The organism is Lelliottia wanjuensis (genome assembly GCF_030238365.1).
Lineage (GTDB): Bacteria > Pseudomonadota > Gammaproteobacteria > Enterobacterales > Enterobacteriaceae > Enterobacter > Enterobacter wanjuensis.
Window position 1 is genome coordinate 41,930 of sequence record NZ_JASSOT010000079.1, and the last position, 15,987, is coordinate 57,916.

Below are 15,987 nucleotides of genomic sequence, written 5' to 3' on the forward strand. Positions count from 1 at the left end.
GGTGTCGGTAATCTCACAAAAGCTCCTGTTCTATCTTACTGTTCTGCCATGAATTTATGTTCAAGCTGCGCCAACAGGGAGGGTTCCCAGTCCGCAAGCATCATTCGTGAGCCCGTAGTGAAAAGCATCCGGTACTGTTGCTGAGCCAGTTTTTCCATTCCGGCCTCTTCCATAAGCTGTGCGCCAGAATACTGGCGGTAGAAACGCTCGCGGGGCGTGCCTTCAGGCAACGAATCCAGATAGCGCAGCGCCGCTTCCAGCCCCTGCCCGGCAAAGCATGCCTGGGCCGCCTGCAACTCTTCGCCGCTCTGCGCAACACCACTAACAGGCGTGGAGGCCAGCCACTGTTTTGTCTGGTCGCTGATAAACGGCGTTCGGTCGTTGAAAAGCAGGCTGGAAAGCAGAGGCAGACGCGCGTGAAAGCGGATGACTTCATCGCGAATAGCCTCTGCCACAGCGCTATAGCCCAGATGCCGCGCGATCTGCGCTGAAAGGTAATGACCGTCGATCCAGTACGGTGCGAGCAACAGGCTGTTTTCGACCTGCTCCCAGAGCGCCAGGTCTGCGCTGGTAAGCCGGGTCTGATATTCGGCCACCCTGTCCGCCGACACGGCGGCCAGCGGAGTACGTCCGTCACTTTCGGCCTGCGGCGTAGCGGTGATGGTCTGCCAGAGGGCATGACGACGCAGACAAAAACCCAGAGGGGAATCGGGTTCGCGCTCGCAGAGGATCGCGGCGACATTCAGCTGTGAATCGCGCCAGGCAATATCATCATGGCTATCGACGATCACCTTCGGAGCCAGAGTGATGGCAGAGTTTTTTACTGCAGGGAGGGGTTGCGCGATGTCGTGCGAAGGGACGACGTTCGCCGAAGGTGTCGACGCCGCGTCACGGAATTCCCGCTGATATAACGCAAACAGGTCGTCGGTGGCTTGCGCCAGTTCCGGGAGGTTGTGCGCCTGCCAGCACTGGGCCAGTTTTGCCAGTTCCCCCAGTAAGGCCTCGCGCTGCGCAGTATCCGCGCTCTGCGCAAACCCGGCGATCCCCGCTTCAAAACGTTTAATGACCTGCCCGGCAAAGCGCTTTTTATGCGCCACATTCTGCGGAGCGGCCACCGCCCAGTAATGTTCTACATAGAGCGACAGCAGACGCAGCGCCAGCTGCGGGTCACCCGCATGCTGCAAAGTCCTGAGCAGATGCGCCAGCAGGCGAAAATCTTTACTCTCGGATGCCAGAAGGATCAGCCCGCGGCGCTGAATTTCCGCGATATCCAGCTGGCCGTGGGCCAGCGAGCCCAGTTTGACGATTTCACCGTCGATATACTCCCAGTCCGGGCTGTCGTCTTTCAGGGATGAAACGCTTTTTTCTTCCGGCAGTGTTTCCAGCAGATGCGAAATCCAGGTATCCGGGTTACGTAAATCCAGAGACATCAAAAATCCCCCGCCCAATGGCAGGCATCACGGAGCGGATCGATGGCCCGTGCCAGCCCGTTAATATCAAAGGTCAGCTTTCCGGCGACGCTGTCTGATCCGGTATCTACCGTTAGCGTTTTGGCCCCGAACAGTTGCTTAATTTCGCCAATACCCGATAGGCCACGGCTGGATTCCAGCAGCACACCGTTCTCGCGGACAAACCAGCGACTGTTGAAGGTTCTGTCATCCGCATTCAGCGTGACAGCGATATCATGAGCGTCCAGCGGATGCGTCAGCGCCACCTGCATCCGGGTGATGTTGTCCATACAACTGAACATCAGCACCGGGCGCGGCGGGACACTGCCAATAGCCGGCGTGGTGATCACGACAGTCGGATGATCGCCAGGCGTCTGCACCACCATCAGGGCTGTGGTATTCCCCTCACGGCGCTTTTCCTGTTCCATGGCCAGAGTCCAGGCTTCGCCCTGATAGCGAGCTTTAACCAGCGCTCCATCAAAACTTCCTGATGATGCTGGCGCCAGAAGTTGGTCGTAGCAGTCGAGACGCTCCAGCGCGGCAGATTTCAGGCGGCAGGATTGCATCGCCTGCAGGGTATCGGAAGCCGGGGGAGTGTCTGCGAGTGCAACACCCGCAGATAAACCGGACATCAGCAGACCGGTATGCCAGAAAAAACGCATCCTGCTCATGAAACGGCACCGTCTTTTTGTTCGGCTGCATCTTCCACACAGGTCGTAAACGTGCCCTCTGCGGCGGACAAGCGAATTCGGGCCACCTCTGTGTTTGACGCCATTTTCTGCAACAGCAGCAGCGAGAGCGGCGGCAGCATCTCACCGTCAATGACCGATTCCAGCATCCTGGCCCCATTCTCGGCGCGGGTGACGCGTCGCATAATTTCATCGGTGACGTCAGGTTCAATCATGACCTCAGCACCGAAGCGGCTGCGCAGCACAGCATCAAGTCGCGCCAGTTTCCCGGAGATGATGGTGGCAAGGGTCTCATGTGACAGCGGCAGATACGGCACCACTTCCATGCGCGCCAGCAGCGCTGGTTTAAAGAAATCCGCCAGGATCGGGTAGAGCGTTTCCTGCATCAATGCCGGATTATCTGCGTGTTCGACAATGACCTGATAGCCCAGATTGGAGGTGAGGAAGAAGACAATATTTTTGCAGTCAATCAGCCGCCCCTCGCCGTCCGCCATCTCTCCCTTGTCAAAGGCCTGGTAGAACAGATTCAGCACGTCAGGATGCGCTTTTTCCACTTCATCAAGCAGCACAACCGAGTAAGGTTTCTGACGGATAGCCTCGGTTAAAACGCCGCCTTCACCGTAGCCGACATAGCCCGGAGGTGAGCCAATCAGCCTTGATACGGTGTGTTTTTCCTGGAACTCGGACATATTGATGGTGGTGAGATACTGACGCCCCCCGTAGAGCAACTCCGTCAGCTGCAGTACGGTTTCGGTTTTGCCGACGCCGCTCGGGCCTGCCAGCAGGAAAGCTCCCTGCGGTCTGCCTGGTCGGCGCAAATCAGCGCGAGCGGTGAGCAGGTGCTTATGCAGACTGGCAATCGCCAGCTCCTGGCCTTTGATGGTCTCACCCAGCCACAGGGGCAAATCGGTAATCACTGACAGTTCATTCTGCGACAGGCGATTGAGCGGCACGCCGGTCCACTCGGCGATCACCGCCGCAATCTGATTTTTATCGACATGCGGAGAAACCAACAGCTGATCTTGGTGCAGAGCATCCAGATCCACCGTCAATTGCTTCAGGCGCTCTGCGGGAGAATCGGTTTCTTGCCCTTCACTCAGCAACTGCTGGCGCAGCGCGATAATCTCCTGCACTAACGCCTGCTGCTGGTACCAGGCCTCTTCCAGCGTCCGCAGCTCCTGTTGAACCGTGTCGTAATGAGCGTGAATCTCATCCAGTCGCGCCGTATCCATGCGCAACCCGATGCGTATCTCGCGCTCAAGCTGGCGGATTTCCGCATCACACTGATGACATTGGGTCGTCAGCGCTGAAATCTTTTTCGGGGGTGAGGAGAGATTAATCGCTACCCGCGCGCAGGCGGTATCCAGCACGTCGATAGCTTTATCCGGCAACTGACGCCCGGAGAGATAACGCTCGCTCAGGGCTGCTGCTGCCTGTAATGCTTCATCGTCAATCAGCACACCGTGCGACTGCTCATACACAGCAGACAGACCGCGCAGAATAATGGTGGCTTCCGCCGCGTCGGGTTCGCTGACCTTCACCAGCTGGAACCGGCGCGACAGTGCGGCGTCTTTCTCAAAGTACTTTTTGTACTCGCTCCAGGTGGTCGCGGCGATGGTTTTGAGCTCACCTCGGGCCAGCGCTGGCTTGAGAAGGTTCGAAATATCGAGTCCACCCTGCTGATTGCCAGCACCTATCAGCGTGTGGGCTTCGTCGATAAACAGAATGATCGGCACGGGCGATGAAATGACTTCCGCCATCACCCCTTTAAACCGTTTTTCAAACTCACCCTTGACCGAGGCTCCGGCCTGCAATGCACCTAAATCCAGGGTCATGATGTGGGTGTTTTTCAGCTTGTCCGGAACCCGATCGGCCACGATTCGCAGCGCCAGCCCTTCGATTAATGCGCTTTTGCCGACCCCCGCCTCCCCCACGACCACCGGATTGTTTTTGCGGCGGCGGCAGAGAATGTCGATCATCAGATCGATTTCGCGATCGCGGCATAGCACCGGGTCAAGACGTCCCTGCCGGGCATCTTCAGTCATGTTTTTTGCATAGCGAGCCAGCAGGCTGTCGCCATAGTCAGCCGCGGCTGGGACACTTTTTCCCTCTGCATCATGCATGACGGTTTCTGCCGACTCCCGCGTCCACTGCGCAAAATCCTGCTGCAGGCGGTCGCGGTTAATCCCGGTCAGAAGACGCGCGGCGGCGGGCGGCAGGTAACGCAGCGGTGAATGCAGCAGGGCCAGCAACATCACACCGCCGCGCAGCTCCGTCATCTGCATTTCCGTTGAGGCCAGCAGCCACGCCTCTTTCAGCCACTCCGCCAGCATGGGGGAGAACGCCGGATAACTATCAGCAGAGCGCGACGTGGCATAGTTTTCTACCGTCAGTGCCTGGCGCAGTTTGCCCATATCAAGGTCGGCCTGATCTGCAATGACCCGCAGATCGCTGCGTACCGAAGCCAGCATATGCAGGAGCACATGCGCCACGGTGATTTCCGCTGCCTGTTGAGCCATACACTCCGCAGCAGCGGCTTCCAGCGCCTGCCGGGAAAACAGGTTCAGCCGCTTGACCAGCACGGGAAGATCAATCTGGATCATAAACGTCCTTATCGCAGTAATTTATTCAACTGATGCAGAATGTCCTGCGTCTGGCTGTCCAGGCGCAGCAGATAAAAGAGATAAAACAGCGCTAACACGATCGCGCCGCCGAAAAAGACATGCTTGATGGTCAGGCGCTTTATTAAGTGATAGCGCCCGCCTTTCGTTTTTTTGTCCTGATGCAGCAGTGGAAAAGGCGCATCACCGCGCAACGGGTGCAGTACGTGGTACAGACGACGGTAGATCTGCTCAAATTCGTTCTGATTCGGGGCCGAAACCTTGTAGCGCCCGCGAAAGCCGAGGGAGAAACAGAGGTACAAAAATTCGAGTAAATCCTGGTAGCGTTTTGGCTCACGCATCAGGCGTTCGAGAAGAATGAAAACCTTCTCACCGCCCCAGGCTTCATTGTGGAAATGGACCAGTAAAGACTGTTTGATCCACTCGTTTTTGTTCGACCATCCGTTGCCGAGCGCCGCCTCATCAATAAAAGTACAGAGGACATAGCGGAACGAGACAATCACGCCAGGCTCGTAGCCCTGCTCCTGAAGCAGTTGCTCCACGGCCTGCACATCCGTAACCACTCTGGAAAACAGGTGTTCAGGCATCGACTGGCTGTTCATTCCCGCCACGCGCATGACCATGCCTAACAGCGGCGTTGCGGCATCGATCATCGGATTCAGACTGCCGCCACGCAGAGCAAGCTTGTACTCGCGGCGGGAGGTTTCTCCCTCGGTTTCATATGAGAAATTATCCGACGCATTCATCGACGTCTGGTTGGGATAAAAAACCGACTGGTCGCTCATGCTTTATCCCCTTATCGCCCAAAGCTGCAGATCCAGCTCCGGGAAGGTGCCGGAGATATGCAGCGCCATCGCCCCGGCTTTCACCACGTCCTGCCAGGCTCCAGCCCCTTTATCCAGATCGAAATAGACGTAGCCGTCATGGTAAGGAAGCTGACGCGGTGCGGCGGTACGTGGGGTGAGAGGTACGCCAGGAACCTGGACGCTAACCACGTTGCGGATCTTGTCCGTTGCGGCAATTTTCGACTGCTGAGTGAACTGGAGAATAATTTGGTTCTGCGGCATCCGCGCCCGGACGGCCAGCACAAAGGAGCCGGATTGCAGCAGCGTAGGATCGTTGACCGTGGCGATATACACGCCATCCGAAAAGATCAGCGGCAGGTTCTGTGCCCGCGGCATCAGCACCGTATTGAGCGCCCGGCGCAGTTCGGGAATCACCGTTTTAAAGGACTGGGTGAGGTCGCGATGGTTGTAAACCTCAACAGGACAGGGCAGACGACTGTTTTCGGTAAACGTCATCAGTTCACCCAGCAGACGGACCAAGTCCAGATAAAAGGATTCCGGGTGCAAGGTATGCAGGTGAGTGCGATGAGTGAAATGCATCTGACTGCGGTTCAGCATCTGCAGCATCATAAATTCCGCCACGTCGGCAATACCGCTCTGCTCCGGCGAGCCAATGCGTTTTGCCAGTTCGCTGGCACGATTACTGATGAGCCCCTGAACGTCGCCTGCAAACCCGTTAAGCACCGGGCTGACCCGGATGGCCTGACAGGTGGGGATAAAATGTTCGTCCAGCACCAGCGCGCCATTTGGCAGCTGGCTGCGAATGCGGCACAGGGGAAGCGTGACCATCGCACTCAGATCGTCCGCGCCGCTGACAATTTTGGGTGCCAGTTGGCCCAAAACGAGCTGCTGAACATCGCCCTCATCGGAGTGCAAATCACGAATATCACTGCGTGTCAGGCGGTAACGCTCTGTCCCCTGCCCGGCGCTGCGACGGCCTTCAATTTCGCAGGTGATATCGCTGATAACCGGCAGCGCGAGATAAATGTCATGGCTGCCAGGCTTTGCCAGATCGACAGGCTGGTACGGAACGGGAAGCTGATCTTGCTCCGGGATGCTGAACACGGTGCCATCAGGCATACAGCCCGACGCGTGATCGAGCATCAGTTTCCCCTGGGCCAGCAGTTCGGTATTGACTGACAGCGTGGTAAATCCCCAGACAAAATCCCCCTGCGCGTTGATACGTTGGTTCAGCAAATATTCCTGGTTGCGCTGCTGTTGCTGGAAGTGCTGCGGCAGAGCGAATAGCCCCTCTTGCCAGATCACCTTGCTTTTCATCGTCGCCATCGTCAGTCGTCCTCTTTTTTCATTTCAATGCTGCTTTGTCGTACATGCACCAGCACACGGTAGCTGTGGCCCGTTCCTTCCACCGGTTCGATCTGTTTCCACTGGGTGGACTGGTCGTCAGAGAAGTACGCCACGATGCCTATAAACTGCGTTTTTTCGTCCAGTTTTACCGGCGGCAAGGTTTTGATAGTGTCCGGCAGCAGGCTGAAATCCTGGTGATCGATATAGTTTTTCCCCAGCACATCCGGCAACGGCGTGCTGGCGATCTGGTCATAATCGGCGGCCTGTAATTTGGAGTCGTCGCTCATATAAACCATCTGCACATCAACGGGAGCGGCTTCGCCATCCGCATTGGTGTTGGTGTCCGGCTCCGTCAACAAGGTGACGGTCACTTCAGACGGTTGTTCAGCCTGTTTCCCGACCTGAATATCTGGGTTACTGATCACCTGGCCGAGTTTCTTCGCCGTTTCGCAGCCGGTTAATAGCGCGCTCATCAGAACGCAGGCCAGAAACGCCCTTATATTCATGCTTCCGACTCCCGTTTCTTCTCTCGCAGCACCCGGTCATAAACCTGGGCATAGACTTCGTTAAACAGCATTTCAAAGCCCTGCTGACGGCTCGACGCCAGTTCGTCGTAATAGTGGCTGTACATCTGCCATGCCCCGGCATCATCCAGCGGCTGGCGCAGCTCGTGGCTGCGGCGGTACTGCACAAAACGGCGCATCAGGCTCTGGGGCGAGAAAGCATCCAGCAGAACGCGAAGCGACTCGACAATCGCTGCCCGGTTGGCTTCTTCGTGGTGGCGGATATTGCGCAGGCTCTCTTTGACTGCCGCAGGCGCGGCAAGGTGGACTGGACTTTTACCTTCGGCGAACATCACATTCAGCGCAGTGGCGTAGTCCATATTCAGACGCAGCGGGTTATCTTCCAGAGGACGTAAATGCTTGTCTGACAGGCTGTTACGCTGATGCTGCAGATCAAGCAGACCTTTTATCGCCGCCTGCAGCGTCCGCCCGCTCTCCTCCAGAAAATCATCGGCTTCCTGAGAATTGCGTACCACAAGCGAACTTCCCAAACCGCGCAGCAAGGGGGTGACGGCAAGATGGCGATGCGCCATTTCTGCCGGAGAAACCTCTTCGCTACGGCTGTCATGAGGGTCGGCATACATTGGCGGCAGATCCATATACTGATTATCGATTCCACTATTGCTGGCAGGAGAAGATTGCGGGGTGGCGGGGGCGCCAGAGAGCAGGCCACCCGCCGTCGTCAGGCTTTCGGTTTGTAATGCCTGGAGCGGATCGGTGGAAAAACCATTAACCACAGTATCCGCGAGCTGGTGTCTGTGAGGCATTCCTGGATAAGCAGGCTGCCCGTCGGTGGTCAACAGCGCATCCGCCAGACGATCGCGATTGGTGACGATGGTTTCAGGAGCGGCCATTTGCTCGCTGTAACTGACCAGTTTTCCCTCATGGATAAAGACCTTCAGCGCCAGCGCCCCTAGCCCAATCTCATCCCCCTGACGCAGGCGTACCAGTCCGGCGTCCACGGACACTGGGGCCAGGTTGATCATCAGCCCAGGCATCAGGCTGCGCAGGCAAAAAGTGCCGTCATGCAAAACAATCTCGCATGCGCGACCGGCCACAGAACCAGCCCGATCCTGCACCGCCCAATGGCACGCCGCGGCATGGCCGATATCGCCGCCTGCCGCAGAAAACAGGCATTTTGCGGCGCGGCCACTTTCCAGTTCGTTGCCGTTCATCACCTGCAACGTCAGTGACAGCGCGGAAGACGGTATTTTTTCCTCAGTCATATGCGATTCCATAAAATTAATCCCTGATGTGGAGGGTGACGGATGGCGGCATTTTCGGTTCTCCGATAAATGCCGTACGCCCGATACAGGATCGGGAAACGTCTCCCAGCCGCATTCCTTTCGCCTGCTCTGGAGCCAGATCCAACCGGAGATCCCAGGCAAACTGATCGCGAAGCAAGAAGGAAACGAACATGGTCAGCGCCTGGTGGTGCTCACCGTCCGGTAAGAATGAGAGATAACGCGCCATGGAAAGATTGCTGATCCGCAGCAAAAATTTCCCGCTACGATCGGGCACTCGGGCGCCGAGGGTAAAATTCACGCCCACCACTGAGCGCCCCGGCACATATCCGAAGGTTTTGTTTTTTGGGTTTCGTACGCCAAGCCGGTTCTGCTGAGCGGGGTCAATCGGCACTTTGCGCAATTGCCAGCTCTCAATGCTGACCTCAGGCAGATCGAAACAGTGGGAAACCAGATTGCACACCACATCGGGCGATCGCCCTGGCGTCGCAAGTATCCCGGCATAGGCCAGCATCTTGCTGTGGTTGATAGCGAGTCTGCCCCGCACACTGGCGTTCCCCAGTCCAACCAGGGCATACATCCGCTGCGAAAAAGCATCGGTACCGCCATTGCGAAAACAGATGTGATAGCGGTATTTACGCCAGGCATGGTAGGCAAACTGCGTCCAGCGGTGGCTAAACAGATCGAGGAACTCTTTCAGCCCCTCTTCATTCTGGGCAGATTCTTGCGCCATCCTGTCCAGGTAGTAACCGGGCAACGGCGACTGACTGCCGGAGAGCCCGAGAAATTGGGTGGTCAGAATAAACTGCCCCGCATCACTGCGCGCAAGCCCGCTCAGGTCGCTGCCAGGAAAGGCAATGCTGGCATCAGATTTGAACAGCACCACTTCCTGCTCAGGGTCAGTGCGTAAGGATGGCTCCCGATCGGCGCCGCCATAGCGGCGGTACAACGAGTCCATGAGCACAAAAAAATTTGTCCCGCGCACATCCGGGAGTGGTGTGTTTTCCCTTACATCAGGGCGTGCTGGCCGGTATGTTGCCATTCCCAGGACTCCTGACTTTCCGTGTTAATAATTTTGAGGCAGTGAAACGAATTGATGCTGGCATACAGGGCAAAAAAGTATGACAGGACGGTCCCCAGCAGATAGATCTCACCTTCACAGACAAAGGGGGCGGGATTAATCCACAGCGTCGTGGACAGACCGCGAACCGGTACGCCTTTAAACAGGCGATCAACCGGAGAGGATTCCATCTTTTCGATGGCATCCAGCTTTTGCGAGGAAAGCCTGGCCTGCTGCGGATGATGTATCCCGGGCAGATCAAAAGTGTGCAGTACCTGAATCAACGCTTCCCTGTCGAGCAGGGAGAGATAGTTCAGATTCATGCAGGAGATGAGCGACCAGTGCATATTGCCGTCCGTCATCGGATACAGCGGACGGGTCGGACGCATAACGTTGCTAAAGGAGGCGACCGCCGGATTTTTATTGACCGCCTCGCAGATATCCCCGGCGTGCAGAGAGGCGGGCAACATACGGTTGGTGCACACCATTGAGGCGGTGAACACCTCGCCATCCAGTTGGGAACGATGCGGCATGCAGCCATCGGCATGGACGAAGGAAATAGAATGATCCAGACCAGAATGGAATAGCGAAGTTTTTGTCCGGTGGTGCCAGTAGATCACCTCCCGCTGACGGCTGTACTCAATCTGGTGCTGAAACCCTTCGAACTCAGGCCAGAGACGGAATTTCTTGCCCTGCCCGGTATCATTCACTTTGCTGGAGACTGTTTTTATCTGGAAAATATCGCAAGATTCCGGATATTGCTGACTGGCAGACAGCGGGTATTGCGGCGCAGTGCCATCCGGTCTGACCGGTTCGGAATGTTGAGGGAACAGATTCACCGCTGGCGTACAGTAAGGCCGCAGAGAATTCTTGCGCAGTTTGATGTCTGCTGGCAGTGGCAGATTAAAATGCAGGCGCAGCGTAAAGGCGCTGACCGGAAAATCTTCCGGCAAAGGTGCAGCATCCCGCAGATGGAAGAAGAAAAAACTCTCCGGGTAACAGAAATATTCCTGCAGCACGCGATAACCGTTATGGACGTTTTTCGGCCACGGCAGCAGCGCATCTTGTTGATCGAACCCTGCGGCCTCAAGCCTGAGTTCCGGCAGCGCTAGACGGCGGTCACCGGCAACCAGTTCGGCATCCACCAGATGTTCATTGAACCACAGGTAGAGCTGATGGCGGGTATAGTCATCCTCGTTACCCAACCAAAAGGTGAGCTTATTAAGATCCAGCGCATGGGGGGAAACGTTGCCCTCGGTAAAGAGATCAATCTCAATGCCGCCCGATTTGAGGCTACTGGTGTTTCTCACTTCCCGAACAAAAAGCGGTTGCAGCCAGGTGTCACGCGCCAGCGTGAAATGGCAGACTGGCAGCGCATCTCGGGTACTCTCCCCGGTTAACGCTCCCTGGCCAGACTCCTGAGTTCGGTTACCCGTTTTCGTCTTGACCAGCTCATCGCGGCAAACCTGAACAAGTGATTTAAGCTCTTTACGCGGCTGATACTCAATAACGGTCATCGCCGGAACCGGACGCAGGTAGTTAGGCCACAGCATATTGATGATGCCATGCGTAAATTCAGGAAACTCATCCTCCAGCTTTTGCCGCAGGCCACCGGAGAGAAAGGCAAAGGCTTCCAGTAGCCGCTCCACATCCGGATCGCCCTCTTTCTCCGCCAGGAAACGGGCCAGATAAGGTTTCTCATGTGCCAGCAATTTGCCAAGCTGACGCAGATAATCCAGCTCTTCGCGGTAGTAACGCTCTTCGAAGGCCATAGGATCACTCCACGCGCCAGTGACGGTGGTTATCCAGCAGGATGTCAAATTCCAGAACATCCTGGCTGTTGCTAAAATCTATCGTTGCCACAATATGAAAACGCAGCTCCAGCGGCATACTGGCGTCTTCTGCAACGGCAGCAACGGACACATCCGAAATCCGAGGTTCATAACCCAAAATACACTCCCTGATAGCCTGAACCATCCAGTCTCTTATGTTCATGGAGTCAGGGGATTGATCGTTAAAATCGTCAATCCCCAACTCTGGCGAACCATAACAACTGCCGGAACGGGTATTGAGCACGTTGCGCAGGGTCTCCCGCACAGAGCGCAACAGTGCCGCCTTCGGGCGCTGCCGCGAAGGTGGTATCGCCGCCTCGCGAATGCGCTCAAACAAACTGCTTCCGGACTCCCGCTCCGTTATCATGGTGCTTATTCCCTGTCTAAACGTCCGACTAAAGACAACTCAAACGACGCGCCCATATATTTGAAATGCGGACGTACGCTCAGTGCAACCTGGTACCAGCCCGGCTCGCCTTCGACATCAGACACTTCAATTTTCGCCTGACGAAGCGGTTTGCGGCTGCGGACCTCAGAAGGTGGGTTCTCCTGATCAGCCACATACTGGCGGATCCAGGTATTCAGCTCGCGCTCCAGATCGCCACGCTCTTTCCATGAACCAAGCTGTTCGCGTTGAAGAACTTTGATGTAATGCGCTAACCGGTTGATAACAAATAGATAAGGCAGTTGAGTCCCTAATTTGTAATTGGTCTCTGCCTCCTTCCCTTCCACTGTGTTCGGGAAGACTTTTGGTTTCTGCACTGAATTGGCGGAGAAAAAGGCTGCATTATCAGAGCCCTTACGCATGGTGAGCGTGATGAATCCCTGCTCCGCCAGCTCGTACTCCCGGCGATCGGTGATGAGAATTTCGGTCGGCACTTTTGCCTGAAGTTGTCCCATCGCCTCATACAGATGCACTGGTAAATCCTTCACCGCCCCACCGCTTTGTGGGCCAACGATATTCGGGCACCAGCGGGTCGACATGAAGCTTTCAGCCATATTGGCAGCCAGAAGAAACGCAGTATTTCCCCACAGATAGTGATCGTGGCTCTTACTGACATCCTCATGATAGTTAAAACTTTTTATTGGATTCTCGTGCGGCACATAGGGGTGGCGCAGTAAAAAACGCGGCGCTGTCAGGCCAAGATTTCGGGCATCTTCCGATTCGCGCAGCGAGCGCCATTTGGTGTAAGCAGGACCTTCAAAAATGGCGGCAACGTCTTTAATGCCAGGCAACTCGGTAAATGAGTCCAGCCCGAAAAATGCCGGAGAAACTGAGGAGAGGAACGGGCAGTGGGCCATCGCACTGACGGCACTGACATGCTGAAGCAGCTTCATATCAGCCGTCGTATTATCGAAACTGTAATTGCCAATAACTGCGGCGACAGGTTCACCGCCAAACTGCCCAAAACCGCTGGAGTAAACGTGGCGATAGAAGCCGGATTGAGTGATTTCAGGAGCAAACGAGAAATCATCCAGAAGCTCTTCTTTCGTCACATGCAGCAGGTGGATTTTGATGTTTTCACGGGGATCGGCATGATCTACCAGCAGTTTGAGGGAGCGCAGGAATGACTCCAGCTCCTGAAATTCCGGCGCATGCAGGATCAGGTCCATTTGACGGCCCATACGCGCGTCTATATCTGCAATCATGCCGTTGACCGCCAGAATATCGACAGACTCAACCTCTTCGTCATTTTGCAGCAGAGCAGTGATAAAGGCTGTGACCCCCTGGCGAGCGATATCGTAGCTTTCTGACTCGGGTTTAAAACGGGTTTGCGCCATGATGTCATCAAGTAATGTGGGCGCTGCGACCTGTGCGGCAGAAGCTGACGCTTCAGGTAATGTGATATCTGACATGGTGAAATCCTTGTACAAAGTTATTTCCGACCTGCGATGCCTAATTCCGCAATCAACTGCTCGCGGCTTGTTTCGTTATCGAGCAACGCCTTAAGTTGCGCGCGGAAGGCAGGGATATTGCCCATCGGTCCACGCAACGCGACCAGTGCTTCACGTAATTCCAGCATCTTTCGCATCTCCGGTACCTGGGCAGCAATATTGTCCGGCGCGAGATCGGCCAGCGATTTCACTTTCAGGTTGATGCTCATGTTCGCATCCGGACTTTCATTGAGTGTGGAAGGGACGGCGAAATTGCGGCCAATATCCGCCTGCTCAAGTACTGCGTTGAAATTATTACGATTGATGGCAACAGGCTGGCGCTCATCCAGCGGCGTATCATCCACAATGCCCGTCAGATTACCGGTGACCAGCAGATTAAGTGGTAACTCAACTTCCGCAGTCTGGGAGCCTGTCTTAGGGGTGAATTTAATATTGACGCGCTCCCGTGGAGCAATGCTGCCGTCATTTTTTTGGCTGCTCATACAAATAGTCCTTCAGGTAATTGACCAGGCCATCAATGCAGCATGTTCCGCACCACGAAAAAACACCGGAAATGCCGCCGCAGTGGCGGTTAAAGAAATAAAAACGCCTTATCAACTCACATCCTACGCGAATACAACATGGCAAAAATACTTCGATTTCGGATAAGCAATGGCTATTTGTCAGATATAAAATGCGTGTTATAAACGATTTAAAAGCCGTGGATAACACAAAGACAACCTCACAACCCATTGAATAACATACAGATGAAAGAGCTTCATAATTATATTTGATAATTTAAGACCTATATATTCATGTCGCAACCATCAATTTAAGGAATCTCTCATACATCATCAGCGGCAAAATACACAAAGAGATTGACACGATATTTTCTATGATTCAGTCTCGCCCATTGGGTTTATCATGACAAACTATAACTACGGATTATATATACCGTTAACTCATATATTCATGATGGGCATTTAAAAGTGACTGAAAATTATTTAACGGCGACTACTTTTTCTCATAGCCAGTAACCGGGATGCAGAAACTGAAACCTTCAGGAATGAGTCGTTTCGCTATTTACCTGTCGAGGATAAACGACAGGTGATCATCAGCAGTCATTGAAACATTAACAAGGAGTTTGAAAATGCCTACACCGTGTTACATCTCAATCACGGGTCAGACCCAGGGAAAAATTACCGAAGGTGCATTTACCGCACCGTCGGTCGGCAACATCTACGTGCAGGGTCACGAAGATGAAATGCTGGTACAGGAATTTCAGCATAACGTGACAGTCCCTACGGATCCGCAGTCTGGTCAGCCATCTGGCCAGCGCGCTCACAAGCCTTTCATCTTTACCGTGGCGCTGAACAAAGCCGTACCGCTGCTGTATAACGCACTGGCTTCCGGCGAGATGTTACCAACCACTGAACTTCACTGGTGGCGCACCTCCATTGAGGGCAAGCAAGAACACTTCTTTACCACCCGCCTGACCGACTCCACCATCGTGGATATCGACTGCAACATGCCGCACTGTCAGGACGCGGAAAAGCGTGAGTTTACCCAGTTAATTCAGGTCTCTCTCGCCTACCGTAAAATCGAGTGGGAGCACGTGAAGTCAGGTACCTCTGGTGCCGATGACTGGCGTGCACCACTGGAAGCATAAGTTAAACGCACAGCATCCAGCCTTTAGGGCTGGATGCTGTTTTTGTATCGCGCAGTCGAAAAAGAGCGTTTTTAGGGATGACGTTTTATGGGAGATGGCGGATGCCGGAGACTTCGGCGGTAGCGTGTCTGAAGAAAAATATATGATGAGCATGAATGAATAAAGTATTTCAAGTCATCGTCTTCGTAACTTGCTCAAGGAAAGAGCGTTTAGCAAGGAGATCTTTCAACACGTGCAGGAGATTACAGAAGAGATTCCAACGAGACTGTTCCAACACAATATCTGATAAATGGAAAAATAATCTTCCCAAATTTTGACCTTCGAGCCGTTTATGAAAATGCTTAATAACATTCTATTTATTTTAACCCTGATGTTATCTGGCGTTGTTGGTTGTAATGCAACTGAACCTGGCAGCATGCCGTTAGATGGCCTTAACAATAATAGTTTCGACGTTGGTGAGATTGCTGATGAGGAGATTCCGGATTTGAGACACTCCACTTGTACATTGCGCCTTGTTGATAATAAGAAAGAGAATTTCTATAACTATGTCGAAGGTGCAATTTGCCCTGTAGGTGGGAAAGAGTGTACATACTCAGCCATTATGAAATTGGATGGAAATTTAACCATATTAAAACAGATACTTTCAAATAATAACACCTCCGTTTTTCAGGGGGGGAACATTGTTATTACTACACTACAAAATCCATTGAAAAACACAGCAATGGATGAAGAAGGATATGACACTAAAGTCGCCATCATTATAGAAAAAAACAATCGTCAAATGAAGGTTGAAATGTCTGGATACTGCGGCCTCTAAAAATAAAAACGAGAGA

General features: G+C 54.1%; 14 protein-coding genes. 2 read left to right on the forward strand and 12 right to left on the reverse strand.

Going from position 1 to position 15,987, the window contains the following annotated elements:
• Window positions 1-35: 35 nt before the first annotated feature.
• From tssA to tssB, 12 genes are read right to left on the reverse strand one after another with little or no spacing between them, the layout of a single operon-like run.
• Window positions 36-1,430, reverse strand: coding sequence for a type VI secretion system protein TssA (gene tssA / locus QQF33_RS24220; RefSeq protein WP_285158747.1), 1,395 nt, complete (start codon window positions 1,428-1,430; stop codon window positions 36-38).
• A complete protein-coding gene (vasI, locus tag QQF33_RS24225) occupies window positions 1,430-2,119 on the reverse strand; it encodes a type VI secretion system-associated protein VasI (protein ID WP_285158748.1) in 690 nt (229 codons plus the stop codon). The genes tssA and vasI overlap by 1 nt, the downstream gene beginning before the upstream one ends.
• The gene (tssH, locus tag QQF33_RS24230) at window positions 2,116-4,740 is read right to left on the reverse strand and encodes a type VI secretion system ATPase TssH (protein WP_285158749.1); all 2,625 of its coding nucleotides are present in this window, start codon (window positions 4,738-4,740) and stop codon (window positions 2,116-2,118) included. The genes vasI and tssH overlap by 4 nt, the downstream gene beginning before the upstream one ends.
• 8 nt (window positions 4,741-4,748) lie before the next feature.
• Complete coding sequence (gene icmH, locus QQF33_RS24235) at window positions 4,749-5,504, reverse strand: type IVB secretion system protein IcmH/DotU (protein WP_285148392.1); 756 nt, start codon at window positions 5,502-5,504, stop codon at window positions 4,749-4,751.
• A 42-nt stretch (window positions 5,505-5,546) separates the two neighbouring features.
• Window positions 5,547-6,890 carry a type VI secretion system baseplate subunit TssK gene (tssK, locus tag QQF33_RS24240; protein WP_285148330.1) on the reverse strand — a complete coding sequence of 448 codons (1,344 nt, stop codon included), beginning with the start codon at window positions 6,888-6,890 and terminating at the stop codon, window positions 5,547-5,549.
• A 2-nt stretch (window positions 6,891-6,892) separates the two neighbouring features.
• Window positions 6,893-7,417: a type VI secretion system lipoprotein TssJ gene (gene tssJ / locus QQF33_RS24245; RefSeq protein WP_285143919.1), complete on the reverse strand. Its 525-nt coding sequence runs from the start codon at window positions 7,415-7,417 to the stop codon at window positions 6,893-6,895.
• Entirely contained in the window at window positions 7,414-8,700 is a 1,287-nt protein-coding gene (gene tagH / locus QQF33_RS24250; RefSeq protein WP_285148329.1) for a type VI secretion system-associated FHA domain protein TagH, read from the reverse strand. Before tagH ends, tssJ begins: the two co-directional genes overlap by 4 nt.
• A 16-nt stretch (window positions 8,701-8,716) precedes the next feature.
• Window positions 8,717-9,760, reverse strand: coding sequence for a type VI secretion system baseplate subunit TssG (tssG, locus tag QQF33_RS24255; RefSeq protein WP_285148328.1), 1,044 nt, complete (start codon window positions 9,758-9,760; stop codon window positions 8,717-8,719).
• Window positions 9,727-11,550 carry a type VI secretion system baseplate subunit TssF gene (tssF, locus tag QQF33_RS24260; RefSeq protein WP_285148327.1) on the reverse strand — a complete coding sequence of 608 codons (1,824 nt, stop codon included), beginning with the start codon at window positions 11,548-11,550 and terminating at the stop codon, window positions 9,727-9,729. The genes tssG and tssF overlap by 34 nt, the downstream gene beginning before the upstream one ends.
• Before the next feature lie 4 nt (window positions 11,551-11,554).
• Window positions 11,555-11,974 (reverse strand): type VI secretion system baseplate subunit TssE, encoded by a 420-nt coding sequence (tssE, locus tag QQF33_RS24265; protein WP_285144001.1) that lies wholly within the window; start codon window positions 11,972-11,974, stop codon window positions 11,555-11,557.
• Window positions 11,975-11,982: 8 nt separating this feature from the next.
• Window positions 11,983-13,467, reverse strand: coding sequence for a type VI secretion system contractile sheath large subunit (gene tssC, locus QQF33_RS24270; RefSeq protein WP_282494358.1), 1,485 nt, complete (start codon window positions 13,465-13,467; stop codon window positions 11,983-11,985).
• 20 nt (window positions 13,468-13,487) lie between these two features.
• Window positions 13,488-13,988: a type VI secretion system contractile sheath small subunit gene (gene tssB / locus QQF33_RS24275; RefSeq protein WP_282494357.1), complete on the reverse strand. Its 501-nt coding sequence runs from the start codon at window positions 13,986-13,988 to the stop codon at window positions 13,488-13,490.
• Between the two features lie 647 nt (window positions 13,989-14,635).
• Between tssB and QQF33_RS24280 the strand changes: the two genes are divergently transcribed.
• Both QQF33_RS24280 and QQF33_RS24285 read left to right on the forward strand, forming a co-directional pair.
• Entirely contained in the window at window positions 14,636-15,154 is a 519-nt protein-coding gene (locus QQF33_RS24280) for an Hcp family type VI secretion system effector (RefSeq protein ID WP_282494356.1), read from the forward strand.
• Between the two features lie 331 nt (window positions 15,155-15,485).
• Window positions 15,486-15,971, forward strand: a complete 486-nt coding sequence (locus QQF33_RS24285) for an adhesin (RefSeq protein ID WP_282494355.1) — start codon at window positions 15,486-15,488, stop codon at window positions 15,969-15,971.
• Window positions 15,972-15,987 lie beyond the last annotated feature (16 nt).

Excerpts from the sequence above, each read along its gene's own strand:
- tssK (WP_285148330.1), bottom strand. The coding sequence starts at position 6,890 with ATGGCGACGATGAAAAGCAAGGTGATCTGGCAAGAGGGGCTATTCGCT.
- tssF (WP_285148327.1), bottom strand. The coding sequence starts at position 11,550 with ATGGCCTTCGAAGAGCGTTACTACCGCGAAGAGCTGGATTATCTGCGT.
- tagH (WP_285148329.1), bottom strand. The coding sequence starts at position 8,700 with ATGACTGAGGAAAAAATACCGTCTTCCGCGCTGTCACTGACGTTGCAG.
- tssJ (WP_285143919.1), bottom strand. The coding sequence starts at position 7,417 with ATGAATATAAGGGCGTTTCTGGCCTGCGTTCTGATGAGCGCGCTATTA.
- tssG (WP_285148328.1), bottom strand. The coding sequence starts at position 9,760 with ATGGCAACATACCGGCCAGCACGCCCTGATGTAAGGGAAAACACACCA.
- QQF33_RS24280 (WP_282494356.1), top strand. The coding sequence starts at position 14,636 with ATGCCTACACCGTGTTACATCTCAATCACGGGTCAGACCCAGGGAAAA.
- tssH (WP_285158749.1), bottom strand. The coding sequence starts at position 4,740 with ATGATCCAGATTGATCTTCCCGTGCTGGTCAAGCGGCTGAACCTGTTT.
- tssC (WP_282494358.1), bottom strand. The coding sequence starts at position 13,467 with ATGTCAGATATCACATTACCTGAAGCGTCAGCTTCTGCCGCACAGGTC.
- vasI (WP_285158748.1), bottom strand. The coding sequence starts at position 2,119 with ATGAGCAGGATGCGTTTTTTCTGGCATACCGGTCTGCTGATGTCCGGT.
- icmH (WP_285148392.1), bottom strand. The coding sequence starts at position 5,504 with ATGAATGCGTCGGATAATTTCTCATATGAAACCGAGGGAGAAACCTCC.
- tssA (WP_285158747.1), bottom strand. The coding sequence starts at position 1,430 with ATGTCTCTGGATTTACGTAACCCGGATACCTGGATTTCGCATCTGCTG.
- QQF33_RS24285 (WP_282494355.1), top strand. The coding sequence starts at position 15,486 with ATGAAAATGCTTAATAACATTCTATTTATTTTAACCCTGATGTTATCT.
- tssB (WP_282494357.1), bottom strand. The coding sequence starts at position 13,988 with ATGAGCAGCCAAAAAAATGACGGCAGCATTGCTCCACGGGAGCGCGTC.